Source organism: Haloarchaeobius pelagicus, from assembly GCF_051207375.1.
In the GTDB taxonomy this organism is placed as follows: domain Archaea; phylum Halobacteriota; class Halobacteria; order Halobacteriales; family Natrialbaceae; genus Haloarchaeobius.
In genome coordinates, this window is sequence record NZ_JBPJZD010000003.1 from 573,281 (window position 1) to 592,492 (window position 19,212).

Below are 19,212 nucleotides of genomic sequence, written 5' to 3' on the forward strand. Positions count from 1 at the left end.
TCCGAGGGTCGCGGAGGCTCACGAGGGCGATGTGGCGGGCCTACCCGGTGAAGGCTCTGAGCACTGACCATCGACGAGCAGCGAGGACGAAGGTTTGGAACCGCTGGGACCGTATTGGAACCGCTGGGACCGTATTGGCACCGCTGGGTCCGCTGGGACCGTATTGGAACTGCTGGGGCCGCTGGAACCGTATTGGGAGCTGGGACCGCTTGCGGACTCGCACGGCAGCGATTGGGAGGGGCCGGCGTCCTCGCACGGCAGGGTATCCAAGGAATCGAGTGGGGGTACGCTATCGGAGAGTCGAGAGCACCCAGGGAAGAACGGTCGGACGGCCGGCTCAGAGAATCGCGTACAGGAACAGGTTGTGGAGTGCAGGCCCGAAGCCGGCGGTGGCGGCCATCCCGAGGACGATACTCCGATGTCTCGCGTCGGTGATGGCGTGGCTGAAGACGTAAACGATGCCGAGCGCGATGACGACCTTCACGACCAGGAACAGCCAGGCCATCCCGAGCACGTCGGCCGTGGGCAACGTGGCGGCGAACTTCATGATCTCCCAGGAGAGCGGCGTCTGCTCGGCGAGGCCGAAGATGTCGATACCGATGACCGTCGTGCTCGCGTCGAGCAGGTGACCGAACACCACCGCGAAACCGAGCAGACCGGCGTTGCCGGTGACGCCGGGGTGGAACTGGTCCACGTAGGCCCAGATGATGACCGAGATCGACACCGCGACCAGCACGGCCACGAGCGACCAGAGCGGGTGGACCTCGCGGCCACTCAGGGCGATTGTCGCCCCGGTGATCGGTGCCAGGCACAGGATGCCCGTGATGGCGACCGACTCGGCCTGTTCTCTGGGCGAGCGCTGCTCCGGGTTCGCGAGGTACAACCAGAGGTGGCCGCCGAGGACGAACGCCGTCAGGTAGACCAGCGGCGTGGAGAGGAACGGGAGGACCTGTTCGGGCAGGACGACAACCTGACCGAAGACCGAGAGCGCCGCCGAGACGGCCACCCACGGGAAGAACCCGATAACGAGCTCCTCGGTCGCGTACAGCCCCTTCGCTCGCATGAGGACGAAGATTCGTGCCACCGCAAGCACCAGCGCGAGCGTGTGGAACGGGTGCAACAGGACGGGGTCGAACGACCCCACGAGGACGTGGCTCCCCAGCCCGCTGGCGTCGAGGAGAGCGGTGCCTCCCGGTCCCATCGACCGCGGTACGCCCCCGAACGAGAACAGATAGCTTCCTGACATCGTGAGTTTCCTCGGGTCCGTGGCCAGCGTGCTGGAGCGACCTGTAGTCGGTCGACAGGTGCGCCGCGCACGGCCACGCGTATTCAGTCTATCCTACGTGTTTCAGCTATATGGCGTTCGCCTTACGTCGGCGTAGTCACCTCACCACCGCGAGGTGTCTGTTTTCAGATATTCTGCAGCCCTCAGACAGGCAGAGGTTCCAATAGAGCGATTAACACGCCTGTAATCGATTGACCCACTGGTTCGCGCGCTTTTAAACACGGGCGTCGCCAACTACCACACGGGGACATCGCACGGACGGAAACGCCGTCCGAGGTCCCCCGGTCGCAAATCGCCTGTCGTCTCGGTGCCCGGTACGCCGTCGTAGCCAGTTCAGTCAGTCGTCAAATGCGTGACGGTCGTACCGTTCGTACGAGGCAACCGTCCCCGGGAGTTCCGGGGACGTCCCACTCGCCCCACCGGTCGAACGGGTGACACCACCGCGATTCACTCCGAATCTTGCACGTTCTCCAGGCGACCAGCGAATGCGGTGGTACAGGCAGCTTCTGCTCGGTTACCACCGCCTCAGTGGCACATAGGTAAGACGAACGTTATGTCCTCCGGACGCGAATATCTCTCTAGCAACGGCGTCGGAACGTGGAGAAACCGCCGCCGTGGGGGAAACAACATGCACGATACGAACAGCATCGCGATCACGGGGTTGAACGAGAAGCAACAGCGAATACTGACCTACCTGTCGACGCAGGCGGGCTACCAGACCTACTTCAAGTCGCGGCTCATCGGTGAAGCAGTCGGTCTGTCGGCGAAGGAGGTCGGTGCGAACCTGGCACAGATTCTGCGGAGTAACCGCGACGTCGGGCTCGACATCGAGAAGTGGGGGTACTCCTCGGGCACGACGTGGAAGGTCACGCCGACCGGTGCGGCGGACGTCCCACAGCAGGCCTGACCGGGTCGAACGTTTTCTTTTCTCTGCGAGTCCGTCCGTGTACTGGGTAGGCAGTGTAATCGATAGACAGCGGACTGGAGGAAACCGAGTCACGTCCGGGAAACGTGATTTACTGACAGTAATTATTCACTATATGTCGGAAACTGCCTTGGGTATAGAGTGGAGGAAAAATGGCAGACCTTTCCAAGCGACAATATCTGAAGTACGCAGGCGCATCTCTTGCTGCTCTCTCCCTCGGCGTGGGTGGGAAACTCGCAGCTGACGGCACACTCCAGTCGAGTGTGAAGGAGACAACAGAGGTCGCCCCTGCGGCGAAGCCCGGAACCGAAGCCGCCCCTGAGCCCATCCTGGGCCCGGCTGGCTACGGTGACATCCTCGACTACGAGCGCGACGACTACGGGAACATCGAGTTCGACTGGGCGTACCTCTCGTTCGAGACCGACGACGGTGACGTCGACCTGGACGACGTTGGCGTCGACTTCGAGACCGACATCTACAGCGAGCACCTCGAGCTGACCGTCGAGGACAGCGAAGTGTACGTCGACCTCGAGATGAACGACAACGGCGACCAGCTCGAACTGGACATCGCGTTCCGCGACGAGTACATCTCGTTCGAGTTCGACTACGGTGAGGTCGAGTTCGAGTCCGACGGCGGTGGCTACCAGTTCGAGGACGACCGCCGCGACATCGAGTACCGCGGGCGCTACCTCGACTTCGAGTACGACGAGGACAGCCAGGAACTCGAGATCAAGGGCGCGATCAAGCTCGAACTCGAGACCGACAACGGGCTGGACTTCGAGTACGCCGACGGCCGCATCGCCATCGACTTCGACACCACGGAGCTCGAGTACGCCGGCGAAGACGTGCTCATGGAGTGGGAATGGCGCGGTGGCAACCACGGCTACGGCAGCAGCCACTCCGAAGACGAGTTCGAGGCACGCCGCATCGGACCTGGTGGAGCCTGCAACACGTTCTGCTAGAACACCCGCAGCACAGACTGCTGCTCTGACACTCTTTCGACCCCTTTCTTCGAGCGCGATTCCAACCGCCGAGCGACGCGGGAACTCTGTATTACTGACGCGCCCGGTTCCGGTTCCATGACGTGGGACCGGGGAGGCTGTACCCCCGAGTAATCGACCTTCGTCCGCGTACCTCCGTCCGCGGAACGACCGTACTGTCCGGTAATTTGATAGTTCATTACCTTCCGGTTCTTCTGTTGCTCTGAGGAATCGATATGGCAGCCCTTTCCAAGCGGCAGTATCTGAAGTACGCTGGTGCGTCCCTCGGCGTGGTCTCGCTCGGTGTCGGCGGGACACTCGCAGCAGGGAGCGCGTTCCAGCCGAGCGTCGAGCAACCGACCGCGAACGTCGAAGAGACCAACGAGGTAACGCCCGCGGCGAAACCAGACACCGAGGCGGTACCCGAACCGATCATCGGCCCCAGGGGTGTCGGCGAGATACTCGACTACGAGCGCGACGACTACGGGAACATCGAGTTCGACTGGGAGTTCGTGTCCTTCGAGACCGACGACGGTGACATCGACCTCGACGACGTCGGCGTCGACTTCGAGACCGACCTCGACAGCAGTTTCATCGAGTTGACCGTCGAGGACAGCGAGGTGTTCGTCGACCTGGAGTTCGACCGCGAGGACGACTACTGCGAGATAGAGATCGCGTTCCGCGAGGAGTACATCGACTTCGAGTTCGACGCGGGCGACACCGACTTCAAATCGAGTGGGACCGGCTACCAGTACGAGGAGGACAAGCGCGATATCGAGTACAAGGGCCGCTACCTCGACTTCGAGTACGACGAGGAGAAGGGTGAACTCGAGATCAAGGGTGCCATCAAGCTCGAACTCGAGATAGACAACGGGCTGGACTTCGAGTACGCTGATGGCCGCATCTTCATCGACTTCGACACGACCGAACTCGAGTACAGCGGCGAGGGCGTCGCGTTCGAGTGGGAGTGGCGCGACGGTCGCGACGACGAGTTCGAAGCGCGTCGCTTCTGAGTGGTAGTACCTTACACGAGCGTCCGACTCGAGGTCCTGGGTTTTCGCGGTCGATTCTGTGTCAGGGTGTGAGCCACCGGTCCCGGACCCCGTATCCGACCGGTTACGGAACGACCAACCAGTTATTTGATACTTCATACCAGAAGGTGGCTAGTCTCCACTCGAGGCACTGAAATGGCAGACCTTTCCAAACGGCAGTATCTGAAGTACGCAGGCGCGTCCCTCGCCGCCCTCTCGCTGGGCGTCGGTGGCAAGCTCGCCGCGGACGGCTCGTTCGCCCCCGCGGTCGGTGAGACCTCGCGCGTCGCAGCCGGTGCGAACCCGGAAGCGACGCCGATTCTCCGCAGCGCAGGCATTGGTGACATCCTCGACTACGAGCGCAAAGACGACGGGGCCATCGAGTTCGACTGGGGCCTGCTCTCGTTCGAAACCGAGAGCGACGGCTCGTTCGAGATAGAGGACCTCGGCGTCGACATCGAGGCACTCATCGACGGCGGTGACGACCTGGAGGCTCTCGATATGCGCGTCGAGGACACCGAACTGTACTTCGACCTCGAGATCCTCGAGGACCGCGGTATCGACTCCGTCGAGCTGGATTTCGCGTTCCGCGACGAGTGGGTGCAGTTCGAGTTCGACGCTGACGGGCCGAAAGTCGAGTTCGAGTCCGACGGCTCCGGCTACCAGTTCGAGGCCGAAGACGACAGCCGGGACATCGAGTACATGGGCCGCAACATCAAGTTCGAGTTCAAGGAGACCGACAGTGATAACTGGGAACTCGAGATTACGGGCGCGATCCGGGCCGACATCGAGTGGAACGAAGACGGCGAACTCGACGTCGACTACCTCGACGGTCGCATCGCCGTCGACATCGACGTCGGGTCCCTCGACGTGGAGTACGCGGGCGAGGACGTCATGTTCGAGTGGGAGTACGTCGACTACGGCACGGACGACGAGTTCGAAGCGCGTCGTATCTGAACACGTTTCCAGGGGTAGCGACTACCCCATACCGACACAGACAGGCAAAGACCGACCCTTCGGACGTAGATATTTTCTCACGCTGAATCGCAGAGCGACAGCGGTCGAGGCGGGGCTGGTGGCTGGTCCTTACCGGCGCAACTGCACTGTTCTTCGCGACCCGCGACACCCAGACCCGACTACGGAGTGAGTCACCCACCCGGGTCGCCGAGCTGTCGCCCGGTGACCGGGCTCGGCACGAGAACCACGAGCCGGGCATGCAACGTGGATAGACTACGCACGGGGAACTTCCGAGGGTAACGAGACAACGTTTTAGTAATTTGATACTTAATGTCTGAAGCCAGCTTTCGATAATACGAGGCACTGAAATGGCAGACCTTTCCAAACGGCAGTATCTGAAGTACGCAGGCGCGTCCGCCGCCGCCCTCTCGCTGGGCGTCGGTGGCAAGCTCGCCGCAGACGGTACGCTCCAGTCGAGCGTGAAGGAGACGACGGAAGTCGCTCCTGCCGCAAAGCCCGGCACCGATGCCGCGCCCGAGCCGATCTTCGGCCCGGCCGGCGTCGGTGATATCCTCGACTACGAGCGCGACGACGACGGCAACATCGAGTTCGACTGGGTCTACCTCTCGTTCGAGACCGAGGACGGTGACATCGAACTCGACGACATCGGTGTCGACCTCGAGACGGAGCTCGGCAAGGAACACCTCGAGTTCACCGTCGAGGACAGCGAGGTCTACGTCGACCTCGAGATGCACGACGACGGCGACATGCTCGAGCTGGACATCGCGTTCCGCGACGAGTACGTCTCCTTCGAGTACGACTACGGCGACATCGAGTTCGAGTCCGACGGTGGCGGCTACCAGTTCGAGGACGACCGCCGCGACGTCGAGTACCGCGGGCGCTTCCTCCGATTCGAGTTCGACGAGGACAGTGGCGAACTCGAGATCAAGGGGGCAATCAACCTCGAGCTGGAAGTCTCGAACGGCCTTGACTTCGAGTACGCAGACGGCCGCATCGCCGTCGACCTCGACGAGACCGAGCTGGAGTACGCCGGCGAAGACGTCCTGATGGAGTGGGAATGGCGCGGCGGCAACCACGGCTACGGCCGGCGGAGCTCGGAAGACGAGTTCGAAGCACGCCGGATCTAACTCCCTCGCACCGGGGCTCGTCCGATCGGATGGGCCGACAGCGAGTGGTGACAGCCGTCACCGACGATATTTTTCTGATGTAGCCCGCGAGCGACTGCATCACCTCGAGACGACCACCGACGAGAGTGGGTCCAGTTCTCCGGGAGCTGCGCCAGCAACTGGCCAGCCACCGTGCCTGACATGACGGATTCGGGGTGGTTCCCGAACCGTGACGTAAGGGCCAGACAGTAATTTTATGATTAATATTTGATACAGCCGTCTGTATGCTCGAGGCACTGAAATGGCAGACATCAACAAACGACAGTATCTGAAGTACGCAGGCGCGTCCCTCGCCGCCCTCTCGCTGGGTGTCGGTGGGAAACTCGCCGCAGATGGCACACTCCAGTCGAGCGTGAAGGAGACGACAGAAGTCGCCCCTGCCGCGAAGCCCGGCACCGACGCCGCACCCGAACCGATTCTCGGGCCGGCCGGCGTCGGTGACGTCCTCGACTACGAGCGCGACGACTACGGCAACATCGAGTTCGACTGGGTCTACCTCTCGTTCGAGACCGAGGACGGTGACATCGACCTCGACGACGTCGGTGTCGACCTCGAGACCCACCTCGACGATGGGGACGCCGAGTTCACCGTCGAGGACAGCGAGGTCTACGTCGACCTCGAAGTGAGCGACTTCGGTGAGATGGTGGAACTGGACATCGCGTTCCGTGACGAGTACATCTCCTTCGAGTTCGACTACGGCGACGTCGAGTTCGAATCCGACGGGAGCGGCTACCAGTTCGAGGACGACCGCCGCGACGTCGAGTACCGCGGGCGCTACCTCGACTTCGAGTTCGAAGAGGACAGCCTCGAACTCGAGATCAAGGGCGCCATCAAGCTCGAACTCGAGATGGAGAACGGGCTGGACTTCGAGTACGCCGACGGCCGCATCGCCGTCGACCTCGACGAGACCGAACTCGAGTACGCGGGCGAGGACGTCATCTTCGAGTGGGAATGGCGCGGTGGCAACCACGGCTACGGCCAGAAGCACTCGGAAGACGAGTTCGAAGCACGCCGTCTCTAGGCCCCGGCCACACAAACTACCTGGACGACCCACGAGACGTCTCCCAGGCACATCGTGACCGTCCAGTAGTCGGGTGTGACGACGAACACGCTCGTCCCACACGCGAGACAGCCAGAGAACGCCGGTACGGCCGGCGACGTGGCCCGATTCGCCAGCTGCGTTCCATTCCTGCGAGGAATCTCCTCGAGGTTACGTGACGACCTTACAGTTATTTGATGCTTAATACCCGAAGCTGACTTTCGTTAGAACGAGGCACTGAAATGGCAGACCTTTCCAAGCGACAGTATCTGAAGTACGCGGGCGCATCTCTGGCAGCACTCTCCCTCGGCGTGGGTGGGAAGCTCGCCGCAGACGGCACGCTCCAGTCGAGCGTGAAGGAGACCACCGAGGTCGCACCCGCTGCGAAGCCCGGAACCGACGCCGCACCCGAACCGATTCTCGGGCCGGCTAGCTACGGAGACATCCTCGACTACGAGCGCGACGACGACGGCAACATCGAGTTCGACTGGGCGTACCTCTCCTTCGAGAGTGACGACGGTGACATCGACCTCGACGACGTCGGCGTCGACTTCGAGACCGACCTCGACAGCGACTTCCTCGAGCTGACCGTCGAGGACAGTGAGGTCTACGTCGACCTCGAGATGGACGACAACGGCCACCACGTCGAGCTGGACATCGCGTTCCGCAACGAGTACATCTCGTTCGAGTACGACGACGGTGACGTCGAGTTCGAATCCGACGGCCAGGGTCACCAGTTCGAGGACGACCGCCGCGACATCGAGTACCGCGGGCGCTACCTCGACTTCGAATTCGACGAGGACAGTGAAGAACTCGAGATCAAGGGCGCGATCAAGCTCGAGCTCGAGATGGACAACGGGCTGGACTTCGAGTACGCCGACGGCCGCATCGCCATCGACTTCGACACCACCGAACTCGAGTACGCCGGCGAGGACGTCCTCATGGAGTGGGAGTGGCACAACGGCGACGACGAGTTCGAGGCACGCCGCCTCTAACTCGGATTCCCGACCCCACACCCCATCAAGCCATATCGACTGCTGACACAGCAGACACGGATTTTTTCGACGGTTACCTCCAGAGTGACGACCACAGCCGGGACGTCGCATCGGGCCGACCACATTCCAGCGGTGTCCGACCCACGGCCACGTGAGTGAGCCGAACTCTCCTCACGGTGAGCGAGTAACCTCCTGTTACCGGTACTCTCCCCCGACGAACCCTGCCTCAGCCCCGTGAACGGTCAGCTCCAGTACCGGAGTAACGGCCCCATCCTTTTGAGCGTGCTCGCGGTGAACGGGGCGAACGACGGGACAACACGGGGAGTCTGCCGGAGGCCGTCGCGTACCCATCTCGGGACTCGAGCGCACCTCGACCCCCGAGTCGTATCCGGGACGAAACGCACTCACCACCCAGTTATTTGATATTTTATCGCCGCTGCCTCCCTCGTTACGGGGGAGAGACTACGCCATGGGAGGCATCTCCAGACGGGAGTACCTGAAGTACACCGGCGTCGGGCTCACCGCACTCACGGTCGTCGTCGGCGGGAAGCTCGCTTCCGACAGTGCGAGGAGCGGGGCTTCCGAGGGAGCAAGGACCCGGTCGGCGGACCCGGCGGAGAGGGCTCCGGCGAACCCGGTGTGGAGAGGCGAGAAAGAGAGTGGTCCGGGGGTACTCGCGGGACCGCAAGAGGATACCGGGTCCGGGACGCCGCTGGTCACCGGCGGAGTACAACCCGGCACAGCTCTGGAATTCGACCGCGCGGATGACGGTGACGTGGAGTTCTGGTGGGGTGGCGTCGAGTTCGAGAGCTCGGACGGCGACCGTGACGTCGAATTCCTCGTCGACGACGGCGACCTCTACATCGACTTCGAGAGCACGGTGAGCGGGGACGACCTCGAGCTGACCATCCTCGTCGCCGGAGACGGTATCGACCTCGACGTGTACCAGGACGACGAGGTCGAGGTGACGACCATCGGTGGCCCCCACTCCTTCGAGCACGACCGGGGGCGAATCGAGTACGTCGGTCCGCTCCTCCGGGTCGAGTGGGACCCACGGAGACACGAACTGGAGGTCCGTGGTGCCGTCCACCTGGACTGGGACGGCGACGAGTTCGAGTACCGGGGGCGAACCGTCAGGATCGACTGGGAAGCAACGACGCCCGAGCGAACCGGGACGTTCGAGGCCCGCGCGGTGTAGCGGCCCGGGTGTCCGGGGCGACGTACCGTTTCGGTATCTTCACCACCGGGTCGTCCTCTCACCCCTGTAACGAGACGAGTACTCAGTTATTTGATGCTTAATGTAGAAACCACGCTTCTCTACTGGCAGGAGGACTATGGCAGACATATCCAAGCGACAGTATCTGAAATACGCCGGGGCCTCGCTGGCGGCGGCGACGTTCACACTGGGTGGGAAACTCGCGAGCAACACACTGGCGGCTGACGCACCCGAGTCGACGGTCACGCCGGCGGCGTCGACCAACACGGGTGGTGACGCGGCCCCCGCGGCCGACCCGCAGCCAGCGAGCCAACCGCTGGTCGGTGCCGCGGCTGGCCCGTACCTCGACTACGAGCGCGAAGACAACGGCGACATCGAGTTCTTCTGGGACGGCGTCGAGTTCGAGACCGAGAACAACGACCGCGACATCGAGTTCTCGGCGGCCGAACCCGGCATCTACATCGACTTCGAGACGAAAGACGGCGGCGACCATCTCGACCTGGAGATGGACATCGACGGTGACGTCATCGAGTTCGAGGTTCGCGGCAACCACGACGTGGACTTCACCGCGGTCGCCGACGGTCGGAAGTTCGAGGACGACGGTGACATCGAGTTCTTCGCCTCCCGACTCAAGTTCGAGTGGGAACCCGACAACCACCAGCTGGAGATCCGCGGTGCGGTCTACCTCGACTGGGACGGTGACGAGTTCGACTACCGTGGCCGAAACATCCTGCTCGAGTGGGACGCCAGTACCCACAACAACCCGGCGTTCGGCGAGTACGACGGGCGGAGCGGTGAAGGTAAATTCGAAGCCAGACGCGTCTAACGCCTACAGACCGGCCTCCACTCCTTTGTTTCGTGAACACTCTTGGTAATCGCAGTCGTACCGGGGTGGTAACGATATGACCCAACCTTACGTCCACACCAGACAGTAATTTGATACCTTATAGCCCATACCCGCCTGGTATACAGTGGAGGCAATTCAATGGCAGCTACTTCGAAGCGGCAGTATCTCAAGTACGCGGGCACAGCGCTCGCAGCACTCTCGATGGGCGTCGGCGGGAAACTCGCAGCAGACGGTGCGCTACAGTCGAACGTCGAGAACACGCGCGAGGTGTCCCCGGCCGCGAACCCGGGTGGACAGGCACCGGCCGCGAGCCCGGGTGGGAGTTCGGCTCCCGAGACACCGGCGGCAAGCCCCGGCCCTGCGGCGGCACCGGCGGACCCCGCCGTCGGCGCGGACGAGGCGGCAGACCCGTATCTCGGTCCAGCCGGGAGCGGCTATCTCCTCGATTACGAGCGTGACGACAACGGTGACGTCGAGTTCGAGTGGGGCGGGCTCATGTTCGAGACCCACAACGGCGACCTCGACGTGGAGTTCGAGGTCAACGACTACGGCATCTACATCGAGTTCGAGACCAAAGACGGCGGCGAGAGCGTCGAGTTGACCGCCGTCGCGGACGGTGACTACATCGACTTCGAGGTCGACCATCTGTACGACGTGGAGTTCGAGGCGGCCTCGGACCTCGGGACCAAGTTCGAGGACGACGGGCACGAGGTCGAGTACCGCGGCCGACTCGTCGACTTCGAGTGGGACCCAGAGTCGCTGGAACTCGACCTCAAGATCGCCGGCGCACGCCTTGAGTGGAGCGCGAAGGACCAGTCCACCCGAGAGCTGGAGTACCGCGGCATCGAGGTCCAGATCGAATGGGAGGGCCTCGGCTACCACAGCGACGGTGACTTCGAGGCTCGGCGGCTGTAGGCGCGACGCCCCGGCCCGGTCTGTTTCGCTCATTTCTGCGCATTTTTTTGTCCCTGTCCGTTCTGTATAGAATATAAAAACACGTTGATAACTCAGAATACTACACTTAAGTATCTGAGGAGACTATTGTTACGGGAAGGGGGGGAAGGGGGTTGGAAGAGGAAATCAACAGCGACCGCCCGAGAGAGGAGACTGTTCGCGATACCGACAGGTCCGGAAGTGCCACGGCCTGGCAGGCGCTCACCGAAGCCGGGTTCGGTATCGTCGAAGTAGACGAATCCGGCACCATCGTCGGGGCGACACCATCGGTCGCGGACACCCTCGGCTACACACGCGAGCCGCTGGTCGGACAGTCGTCGACGAACCTGTTCACGGAACGGGACGAGGACGAGGTCCTCGCGTTACTCGCGGACCTGGCCGACGACGACACGGTCCGACTGGTTCGTCACCGCCGAAAGAACGGAGAAGAGATCCCCCTACCGGTCACCGTTCACCGCGTCGAAACCGACGAACAGGTGTCGTACGTAGAGCTCGTCCGTGATTTCGAGTGGTTCAAGCCCACCACCACCAGCGCCACCCTCGCGCAGGAGGAACTTGCCGAGAGCGAGGACGACCGTGACCAGCCCCACGTCGATGTCGAGGCGACGACCCCCACGACCGACATCGACGCCATTTCTCCAACCGGCAGCCCGCCAGACGCAGCGCGCCGTGGGGGGACGCCAACAGGGGACGACGACCTGTATCGCGAGCTATTCGAGCAGAGTCGCGACGGAATCGTCGTGGTCGACACGCGGGCGAACCGGATCGTCGAGGCCAACGAGTGCGCCGCGACGTTGTTCGGCTGCTCCCGGGAGGACCTCGTCGGTGAGGCCGCAAGCCAGGTGTTCGAAACCGGACAGGGCCAGACGACGCTCGCGCAACTCGTCGCCGAGGACGCGAGCCGGGACGAGACCGTCCTCTACCGACCGGCCGATGGCGAAGAACGGACCGTGGCGATGGAGAGCGTCGCGCTGGACGACTACGACGGCCATGTCGGGGTGTTCCTTCGGGACGTCACCGACAACCGCCAGCACGAGACCGAACGGGCCCGACGAATCGCCGCCATGGACGCAGCCCTGGAGGGAATCGCGGTCCTCGACGACGACCACTGCATCACGTACGCGAACGACGAATTCGCCGCGCTGCACGGGACGACCGCGTCGACCCTCGTCGGCGAAGCATGGTCCGGGTGCTACTCCGAGGAGGAGTGGCGTCGCATCGCCTGGCAGGTCCTGCCCGCCGTCGAACGCGAGGGAACCTGGCGCGGCGAAGCGACCGGCGTGCGGACCGACGGGAAGACCTTTCCGCAGTCCCTCTCGCTGAGCAAGGTCGATGGCCGGGGGCTCGTCTGCGTCGTCCACGACATCTCCGAACAGAAACATCACTCCCAGCAGCTCCGCGAACTCAACGTCGTCACCCACGAACTGATGACGGCCCACGACGAGGAGGAGATCGCGACCATCGGGTGCGACGCCGTCACCCGGGTCATCGGACTCCCACTGAACGCGGTTCGCCTGTACGACCAGGAGGCGGACGGACTCGTGCTCGCCGAAGCCCCGGACACGGTGATGGAGGTCCTCGGGCCGCGCCCCGTGTACGACGTGTCGACGACCCCGGCCGGCCGGGCGTTCCGGACCGCAGAGACCGTCATCACGGTCGTCGACGAAGGCGACCAGTACGGCCGCTATCCTCTGTCGGAGGCCCTGTACGTTCCACTCGGTGACCACGGCGTTCTGAGCATCGGAACCACCGCACGCCACGGGTTCGAACGGGAGGAGGTCGACCTCGCGGAGTTACTCGGCGCGAACCTGACCGTCGCGTTGACGCGAACGAAACGTGACCGACGGCTCAAGGAGATGCAGGCCAACCTCACCGAGAAACAGGACGTGATGGTCCGCCAGCACGACCGGCAGGAGATTCTACTCGGTATCAGCTCGCTCGTCCAGGAGATAACGGACGCGACCGTCAACTCCCGAAGCCGAGGTGAGATCGAACAGACCGTCTGTGAGAACATCGCCTCCTCGGAGCTGTACCACTTCGCGTGGATCGGCCACTACAGTCTGGGCCGGGGACGAATCGTCCCGCGCGCGGCCGCCGGGCTCGACGAGGGCGTCCTTGACGAGATCGCACAGATCACGCCGACCGAGGCCGAGCGAGGTGCCATAGACAAGGCAATCGAGACCGGCGAGCCACAGGTCGTCCGGGCGGTCGACGGTGAACTCGCCCTGCACGAGCCAGTTCGGCGCGCCGCGTTCGACCGCGGATTCGAGGCGGCCATCGCGGTCCCGCTCACCTACGCCGGTCGGAACTACGGCGGCCTGGTCGTCATCGCGAGCCATCCCGACGCATTCGGCGAGTTCGAGACGCGGGCCTTCTCGGTCCTCGGCGAACTCGTCGCCTTCGCCATCCGCGCGACGACCGACCGTGAACTCCTGCTCAGTGACTCGATCATCGAGGTCGAGTTCGAGAGCTCCGACCAGACGGCGACACTGGTCGCGCTCTCGAAGGAGATCGACTGTCGGTTGACCCTGGCCGGCATCGTCGCCAACAACACCAACGACAGGCGGTACTACTACCTCGTCGAGGACGTGCCCGCATCTACCGCCGTCTCGGCGCTGTGGCGATATCCCGGCGTCGAGGACGTCGAGGTCATCAGCGAGCGGGTGGACGAATCGCTCATCGCGGTCGAGCTGTCGAGCGGGTCGCTCGTCCAGTCACTCGTCGAGTACGGCGTCCGGGTCCGCGAGCAACAGGTCGCCGACGGCCGGACGACGCTGACCGTGGAGGCACCGACCCAGGACGACGTTCGTGACGTGGTCGAACTCCTCGTCGGCGAGTTCCCCGAGACCGACGTTGTCTCCGTCCTCGAACGCGACCGGCCGGTCCGGACGACGAACGAGTGCCGGGACATGCTCCTGGGCGACCTCACCGACCGCCAGCACGCGACCCTGCAGACGGCCTACGTCGAGGGGTACTTCGACTGGCCGCGCCGGAGCACTGCGGAGGAGGTCGCGGCGCGACTCGATATCGCGTCCTCGACGTTCCACCAGCACGTCCGCATCGCCCTCCAGAAGGTACTCCTCTCACTTTTCGAGCAGGAATAGGTGGATTCCACGCGTCACGACCGTAGTCGTCCCGGAACGACCGGGTCGTGACCGCCACACCGACCGATTACCTGTTTCGCTGATAGCTTCGGCTCGTCTGCACCGTGAAAACCCGTGTCACATCGGTTTCCCTCGACTGCGTGATGCCTCAATCCAAACTATCGGTTTCCACTACCGACCCTTCTAGGTAACACCGCCGGGATTTCTCAGGTTATCAGGAGTATTGTCACGACCGTACCGAGAGGTGTGGGTTCCTAATTCATAGGGATTCAGGGGTTATATGGTAACGAGAGATCGGCATGAACAGGTCATTTGGCGATTACAATTCGATTCGAGATCGTGCTGCCGCGGAGGCAGCTGCAAGAGAGTCCTTCGAGAACGCGAACCCGCTAACAGCGGTCGCGACGCTCCTCGGGCGGAAGTGGCACCTCGTCATCCTCGACGAGTTGCTGGAAGGGGGGCCCCAGGGGTTCAGTGCACTACAGCGACAGATCGGGGGGATCTCGAGCAAGGTGCTGTCCGAGAGTCTGAGCGACCTCGAAGAGAAAGAGCTCATCTCACGCGCGGTCGTCTGTGAGAAGCCGTTCCGGGTCGAGTACTCGCTCACCGAGCGAGGGGAGGCACTCCAGCCCGTCATCACGGCCGCCCGGGAGAGCTCGGTATAGCATCGAGACCGACGAGTCGAGTCAACCCTCGTAACGGGCGTGCGACCACTTTTTCGGAGACCAGTGTCCGGCAGTGAGTACCGACTGTAGGCCGTGGGCTGTGTCGTGTGTCAGGCGACGCTGTCGCTGTCGTCGGAACTCCCGACCAGACTGGCTGTGAAAGTCGAAAAGAAAGAAACCCGCGTGTGTTCGACGATCAGAACTCCGTCAAGTCCTGCTGTTCTTCGGGGAGCATCTCCGGGACGAGGTGTTTGTCTCCCCACTTGGCCATGCTGTCGATGACTGCTTCGAGGTCCTTCCCCCGCTCTGTCAGCGAGTACTCCACCCGGAACGGGCGGTCGCTGATGATTCGGCGCTCGACGAGCCCGAGCCGTTCCATCTCGCTCAGGTTCTCCGAGAGCACCTTGCTGGAGACACCGTATATCTCCTCGCGCAAGGCCGAGAACCCCAGTGCTTCGTTCTTCAGCAGTCGGTGCACGATCGCTGGCACCCACTTCTTGCCGAGGACGTTACTGGCTGCGGTTATGGAGCACCAGTCGTCGCTCCGATACCAGAGTTCTGATTTTTTTGTCGTCTCCTCCATACACTAGAGGTCTAGTGCTGATTAGCTAAAAAGCGACCCCCGTGCGCGCGAGTCTTTAGTGATTACTTGACACTCATGGTGTCCTCGGTCGTCTGAGGGTTCGCCCACACCGTAACCACCTCACTGCAAGCTCAGACCCCTTCGTGTGCGTAGGGACCGAACCGGGGGCGCTGGTTATTACCTTCTAGGTAGTTGATTGTTTATTGCCGGCACTGGCCTATTTTCGGATGGTAGAGTATGGAGGAACTTGACCAACTTACGAAGCGTGATTACCTGAAGCTAGCAGGAGCTTCTCTCGGTGCGCTCGCGCTCGCGACTGGTGGCTTGCTCATCTCGAACAACAAGCCAGCCGCGACCGGCGACCCCGGGACGAATCCCGACGTGACCCCGCCCGGATCGGGCGGCGGTTCCGGCGGTGTTGGCGGCGGCGGTGGCCCCGGCGGCGATGGGGGCTCCGGCGGCGTCGACGGCGGTGGCGGCGGCCCCGGCGGCGATGGGGGCTCCGGCGGCGTCGACGGCGGTGGCGGCGGCCCCGGCGGTGACGGGGGCTCCGGCGGCGTCGACGGCGGTAGCGGTGGCCCCGGCGGCGATGGCAGCTCCGGCGGCGTCGGTGACCCCGGCGGTGACGGGGGCTCCGGCGGCGTCGGTGACCCAGGAGACGGCGGCTCGCCCGGCCACGGTGGCCCCGGCGGCTACGTCTCGGGCGACCTGCTCGACTACGAGCGCGATGACAACGGTGACATCGATTTCACCTGGGACGGCCTCGAGTTCGAGACCTCGAACAACGACCGGGACCTCGAGTTCACGGTCGTGACGCCGGACTACTACGTCGACCTCGAAGTCGACGACGCCGGTGACGGCGTCGAACTCACCATCGAGAGCCGGACCGACTACATGGACCTGGAAGTCGACTACGACGACGTCGAGTTCGAGTCCGACGGTGCCGGCTACGAGTTCGAGGACGACCACGGCGAGATCGAGTACCGCGGCGTGTACACCCACCTCGAATGGGACCCGGACAAGCGCGAACTCGACGTGAAGGGGCTGTTCAAGCTCGACTACGACGGGGACAACCTCGAACTCGAGTTCCGTGGTGTCGGCGTCAAACTCGAATGGGAGAGTGAAGGTGACTTCGAAGCCCGGCTCCTCTGAGGAGCGTGAACCGGAGTCGTTCGGTTTCATCGAGCGGCTCCACCGCGGGCTCATCGGCGACGCGAGTGCCGCCTCGGGAGACCGAGACGAGACAGCGACGCGACCGCCTGCGGACGCGCCGGCTTCGGACGAAACGGCGACCAGTGCCGCTGACATGGACGGGTCGTCGGACTCCGAGCAGAGCGATGAGAACGAACACGACGGTATCAGCTTCGCCTTCGAGGACGAGGCTGCGCCGGAACCGAGCCAGCGACGGCAGGTCGGTGCGGACGAGGACGACGAGCCGGACGGCCCGGACGAGGACTCCGTCCCTGACGGTGACGACACGTGGCAGCAACTCGCGGAGGACGAGGCCGACCGTGACCACGCCCCCACCGACCCCGTCGGTGCGGCCAGCGACGGTCCGGTGACGGCGTCGACTCGCGGTGCTGTCGCGACGACCGTCTCCCAGAGCGTCGCCGAGACGCTCGCAGCAGAGTTGACCGCGGGACGCGTCGACGACGGGACGAGGGAGGTGCTCGAATCGCACCTCGGTGTCGGCGTCGACACAGCGGTCAACGCGCAGATAAAACGGTTGAACGACCGCATCCTCGCGCTGGAGACGTACGCGGACGTGCTCGAGACGGAACTCGCAGGGTCCGTTGCGGACGCACAGCTCGCGACGAACGTCGCCGATATGGACGACCGCGTCGACCGGCTCGAACGCTCGATGCGCGAGGCGATAGTGACCGTGTCCGAGGGCGTCGACCGTGTGGACGGCGACATCCGGAACGTGGACGCGAAACTCGATGAGACGCGCCGTGCGGTGACAGAACTCCAGGGGTGGCAGCGAAAGCTCGCCGACTCGATGACGACAGTCACGCCGGCCACACCCGACGATCCGTCGGGGTGACCACCTCATCCGTTCCTTCAGCTCTTTTCAAACCAGCCAGGTGACACTATGCAACAGCTACGACAGCGAATCGACCCGTTTGCGGCATGGATCGCGGCGGCCCTCCTGGGAGTGACAGCACTCTCGGCGACGGCCGTCTATCAGACGACCAGACCAGCGGTGATGGGGTTCCTGTGGCCGAACGTGGTCGGCCCCATCGTCGCCCGCGGCTCGAACTCGGAGTGCGTCGCACTCGTCGACGGGGCGGTGAAAGTCCCGACCGGCCAGTGCGTCGCGCCAGCCGGCGGCTTCGCCGCGGGGCCCGACCTGACGATTCTGGGGGCGGCACTGCTCGCGGTGGTCCTCGGGTTCATCGTCGTGGGGGCACTGCTCCTGCTGGAGACACTCGACGCTCGCGAGACGCAGGCGTTCTTCTACGCCGTCGTCCCCTTCATGGCACTGACCGGTGCGTTGCTGGCACTGGGCCAGGGGGCGAGTCGGCTCCCGAACGGCCCGCTCGACCTGCTCCCGTTCCCGTTCAACCTCGGGCTGGTCACGTCGGTCATCTACCTCTCGACGGTGCTCCTGGCGGTGGTGGCCATCGCGGTGGGGGTGTTCCTCGAGCGTCACGGGTACGTCCCGAGCTTCAACCAGTTCGCGGCTAGCGTCGGCGCGGTGGCCCTGGCGGTCACCCTCATACTCCTGACCGCCCTCGCCCTCGGGACCGACGCGGGGAACCTCTCGCTCGGCTCGCTGTTCGGGATGGTGTTCGTCCTCGTCGTGACGACCGTCCTCGCGGCGGCCGTCTGGGCGGGACTGGCGCGGGGCATGCCCGACGTGGTGACCGGCATCGGTGCGATGGGGCTCGTCGTGTTCTGGGCGTTCCTGCTCAACGGGGTCGCGACGGTCGTCGCCCTCGACTGGAGCAGGCTGTTCGGCGTCGACGCTATCGGGTTCACCCCGAACTTCGTCGGACAGATCGTCGTCGCGCTCACCGAGGCGCTCCTGCCGACCGCCCTCGGGACCGCGTGGCCGTACCTGCTCGTCCAGCTCGGCATCGGCATCGTCGTCGCGTCGAGCTTCGAGGAGGCCGAGGTGACGACCACCACGCCCGCCTTGCTCCTGTTGACCGCCGTGGTCGCGTTCGGGCTCGTGACGGGTGTGCAGGTGCTCGTCGCGATGACGTTCGGGCTCTGAGCGCGGGGCTGTCGTATCTGTTTTTTCGAGATAGCGTTCGGTAGCTTCAGAGCCGCTGGCACGACGCTGTCGGCTGCGTCGCCGTCATCGGCGAATGGGACACCGACGGTTGCCGTGTCGTCCTATATTCCGACCGCCGAGCCGAAGCTGTCACCGTCCGGGTAGAGGTGGGTCGAACGACACCAGTGTCGCCTGCTGGCAGGTCGGAGCGAATAGTGCCACGA

Annotated in this window: 17 protein-coding genes; 15 read left to right on the plus strand and 2 right to left on the minus strand. The window is 63.7% G+C overall.

The window, feature by feature from the left end:
* Positions 1–337: 337 nt before the first annotated feature.
* Complete coding sequence (locus ACSC1S_RS20680; protein WP_261653024.1) at positions 338–1,246, minus strand: DUF63 family protein; 909 nt, start codon at positions 1,244–1,246, stop codon at positions 338–340.
* Positions 1,247–1,913: 667 nt separating this feature from the next.
* Here ACSC1S_RS20680 and ACSC1S_RS20685 point away from each other — a divergent pair.
* From ACSC1S_RS20685 to ACSC1S_RS20740, 12 genes are all read left to right on the plus strand, one after another.
* Positions 1,914–2,192, plus strand: a complete 279-nt coding sequence (locus tag ACSC1S_RS20685) for a DUF7123 family protein (RefSeq protein WP_435320502.1) — start codon at positions 1,914–1,916, stop codon at positions 2,190–2,192.
* Positions 2,193–2,362: 170 nt separating this feature from the next.
* A complete protein-coding gene (locus tag ACSC1S_RS20690; protein WP_435365971.1) occupies positions 2,363–3,172 on the plus strand; it encodes a hypothetical protein in 810 nt (269 codons plus the stop codon).
* Positions 3,173–3,426: 254 nt separating this feature from the next.
* Positions 3,427–4,203 (plus strand): hypothetical protein, encoded by a 777-nt coding sequence (locus tag ACSC1S_RS20695; protein WP_435365972.1) that lies wholly within the window; start codon positions 3,427–3,429, stop codon positions 4,201–4,203.
* Positions 4,204–4,377: 174 nt separating this feature from the next.
* Positions 4,378–5,178, plus strand: coding sequence for a hypothetical protein (locus ACSC1S_RS20700; RefSeq protein WP_435365973.1), 801 nt, complete (start codon positions 4,378–4,380; stop codon positions 5,176–5,178).
* Between the two features lie 368 nt (positions 5,179–5,546).
* Positions 5,547–6,326 (plus strand): hypothetical protein, encoded by a 780-nt coding sequence (locus ACSC1S_RS20705; RefSeq protein WP_435365974.1) that lies wholly within the window; start codon positions 5,547–5,549, stop codon positions 6,324–6,326.
* A 280-nt stretch (positions 6,327–6,606) separates the two neighbouring features.
* Positions 6,607–7,386: a hypothetical protein gene (locus ACSC1S_RS20710; protein WP_435365975.1), complete on the plus strand. Its 780-nt coding sequence runs from the start codon at positions 6,607–6,609 to the stop codon at positions 7,384–7,386.
* 260 nt (positions 7,387–7,646) lie between these two features.
* Entirely contained in the window at positions 7,647–8,399 is a 753-nt protein-coding gene (locus tag ACSC1S_RS20715; RefSeq protein WP_435365976.1) for a hypothetical protein, read from the plus strand.
* 469 nt (positions 8,400–8,868) lie between these two features.
* A complete protein-coding gene (locus ACSC1S_RS20720) occupies positions 8,869–9,597 on the plus strand; it encodes a hypothetical protein (protein ID WP_435365977.1) in 729 nt (242 codons plus the stop codon).
* Positions 9,598–9,733: 136 nt separating this feature from the next.
* Positions 9,734–10,441, plus strand: coding sequence for a hypothetical protein (locus ACSC1S_RS20725; protein ID WP_435365978.1), 708 nt, complete (start codon positions 9,734–9,736; stop codon positions 10,439–10,441).
* A 159-nt stretch (positions 10,442–10,600) separates the two neighbouring features.
* Positions 10,601–11,377, plus strand: a complete 777-nt coding sequence (locus ACSC1S_RS20730; protein ID WP_435365979.1) for a hypothetical protein — start codon at positions 10,601–10,603, stop codon at positions 11,375–11,377.
* 152 nt (positions 11,378–11,529) lie between these two features.
* On the plus strand, positions 11,530–14,520 hold the full coding sequence (locus ACSC1S_RS20735; RefSeq protein WP_435365980.1) for a PAS domain S-box protein: 2,991 nt from the start codon (positions 11,530–11,532) through the stop codon (positions 14,518–14,520).
* 299 nt (positions 14,521–14,819) lie between these two features.
* On the plus strand, positions 14,820–15,185 hold the full coding sequence (locus ACSC1S_RS20740) for a winged helix-turn-helix transcriptional regulator (RefSeq protein ID WP_261653036.1): 366 nt from the start codon (positions 14,820–14,822) through the stop codon (positions 15,183–15,185).
* A 196-nt stretch (positions 15,186–15,381) separates the two neighbouring features.
* Here the strand turns inward: ACSC1S_RS20740 and ACSC1S_RS20745 are convergent, their stop codons facing one another.
* Positions 15,382–15,768, minus strand: coding sequence for a winged helix-turn-helix transcriptional regulator (locus ACSC1S_RS20745; protein WP_261653037.1), 387 nt, complete (start codon positions 15,766–15,768; stop codon positions 15,382–15,384).
* Between the two features lie 237 nt (positions 15,769–16,005).
* Here ACSC1S_RS20745 and ACSC1S_RS20750 point away from each other — a divergent pair, with 237 nt between their 5' ends.
* Genes ACSC1S_RS20750 through ACSC1S_RS20760 form a run of 3 tightly spaced genes read left to right on the plus strand, consistent with a single transcriptional unit; the run spans position 16,006 to position 18,988 of the window.
* Positions 16,006–16,920, plus strand: coding sequence for a hypothetical protein (locus tag ACSC1S_RS20750; RefSeq protein WP_435365981.1), 915 nt, complete (start codon positions 16,006–16,008; stop codon positions 16,918–16,920).
* A complete protein-coding gene (locus ACSC1S_RS20755) occupies positions 16,895–17,812 on the plus strand; it encodes a hypothetical protein (protein WP_435365982.1) in 918 nt (305 codons plus the stop codon). Before ACSC1S_RS20750 ends, ACSC1S_RS20755 begins: the two co-directional genes overlap by 26 nt.
* 48 nt (positions 17,813–17,860) lie before the next feature.
* Positions 17,861–18,988 carry a hypothetical protein gene (locus ACSC1S_RS20760; protein ID WP_435365983.1) on the plus strand — a complete coding sequence of 376 codons (1,128 nt, stop codon included), beginning with the start codon at positions 17,861–17,863 and terminating at the stop codon, positions 18,986–18,988.
* Positions 18,989–19,212: the final 224 nt, after the last annotated feature.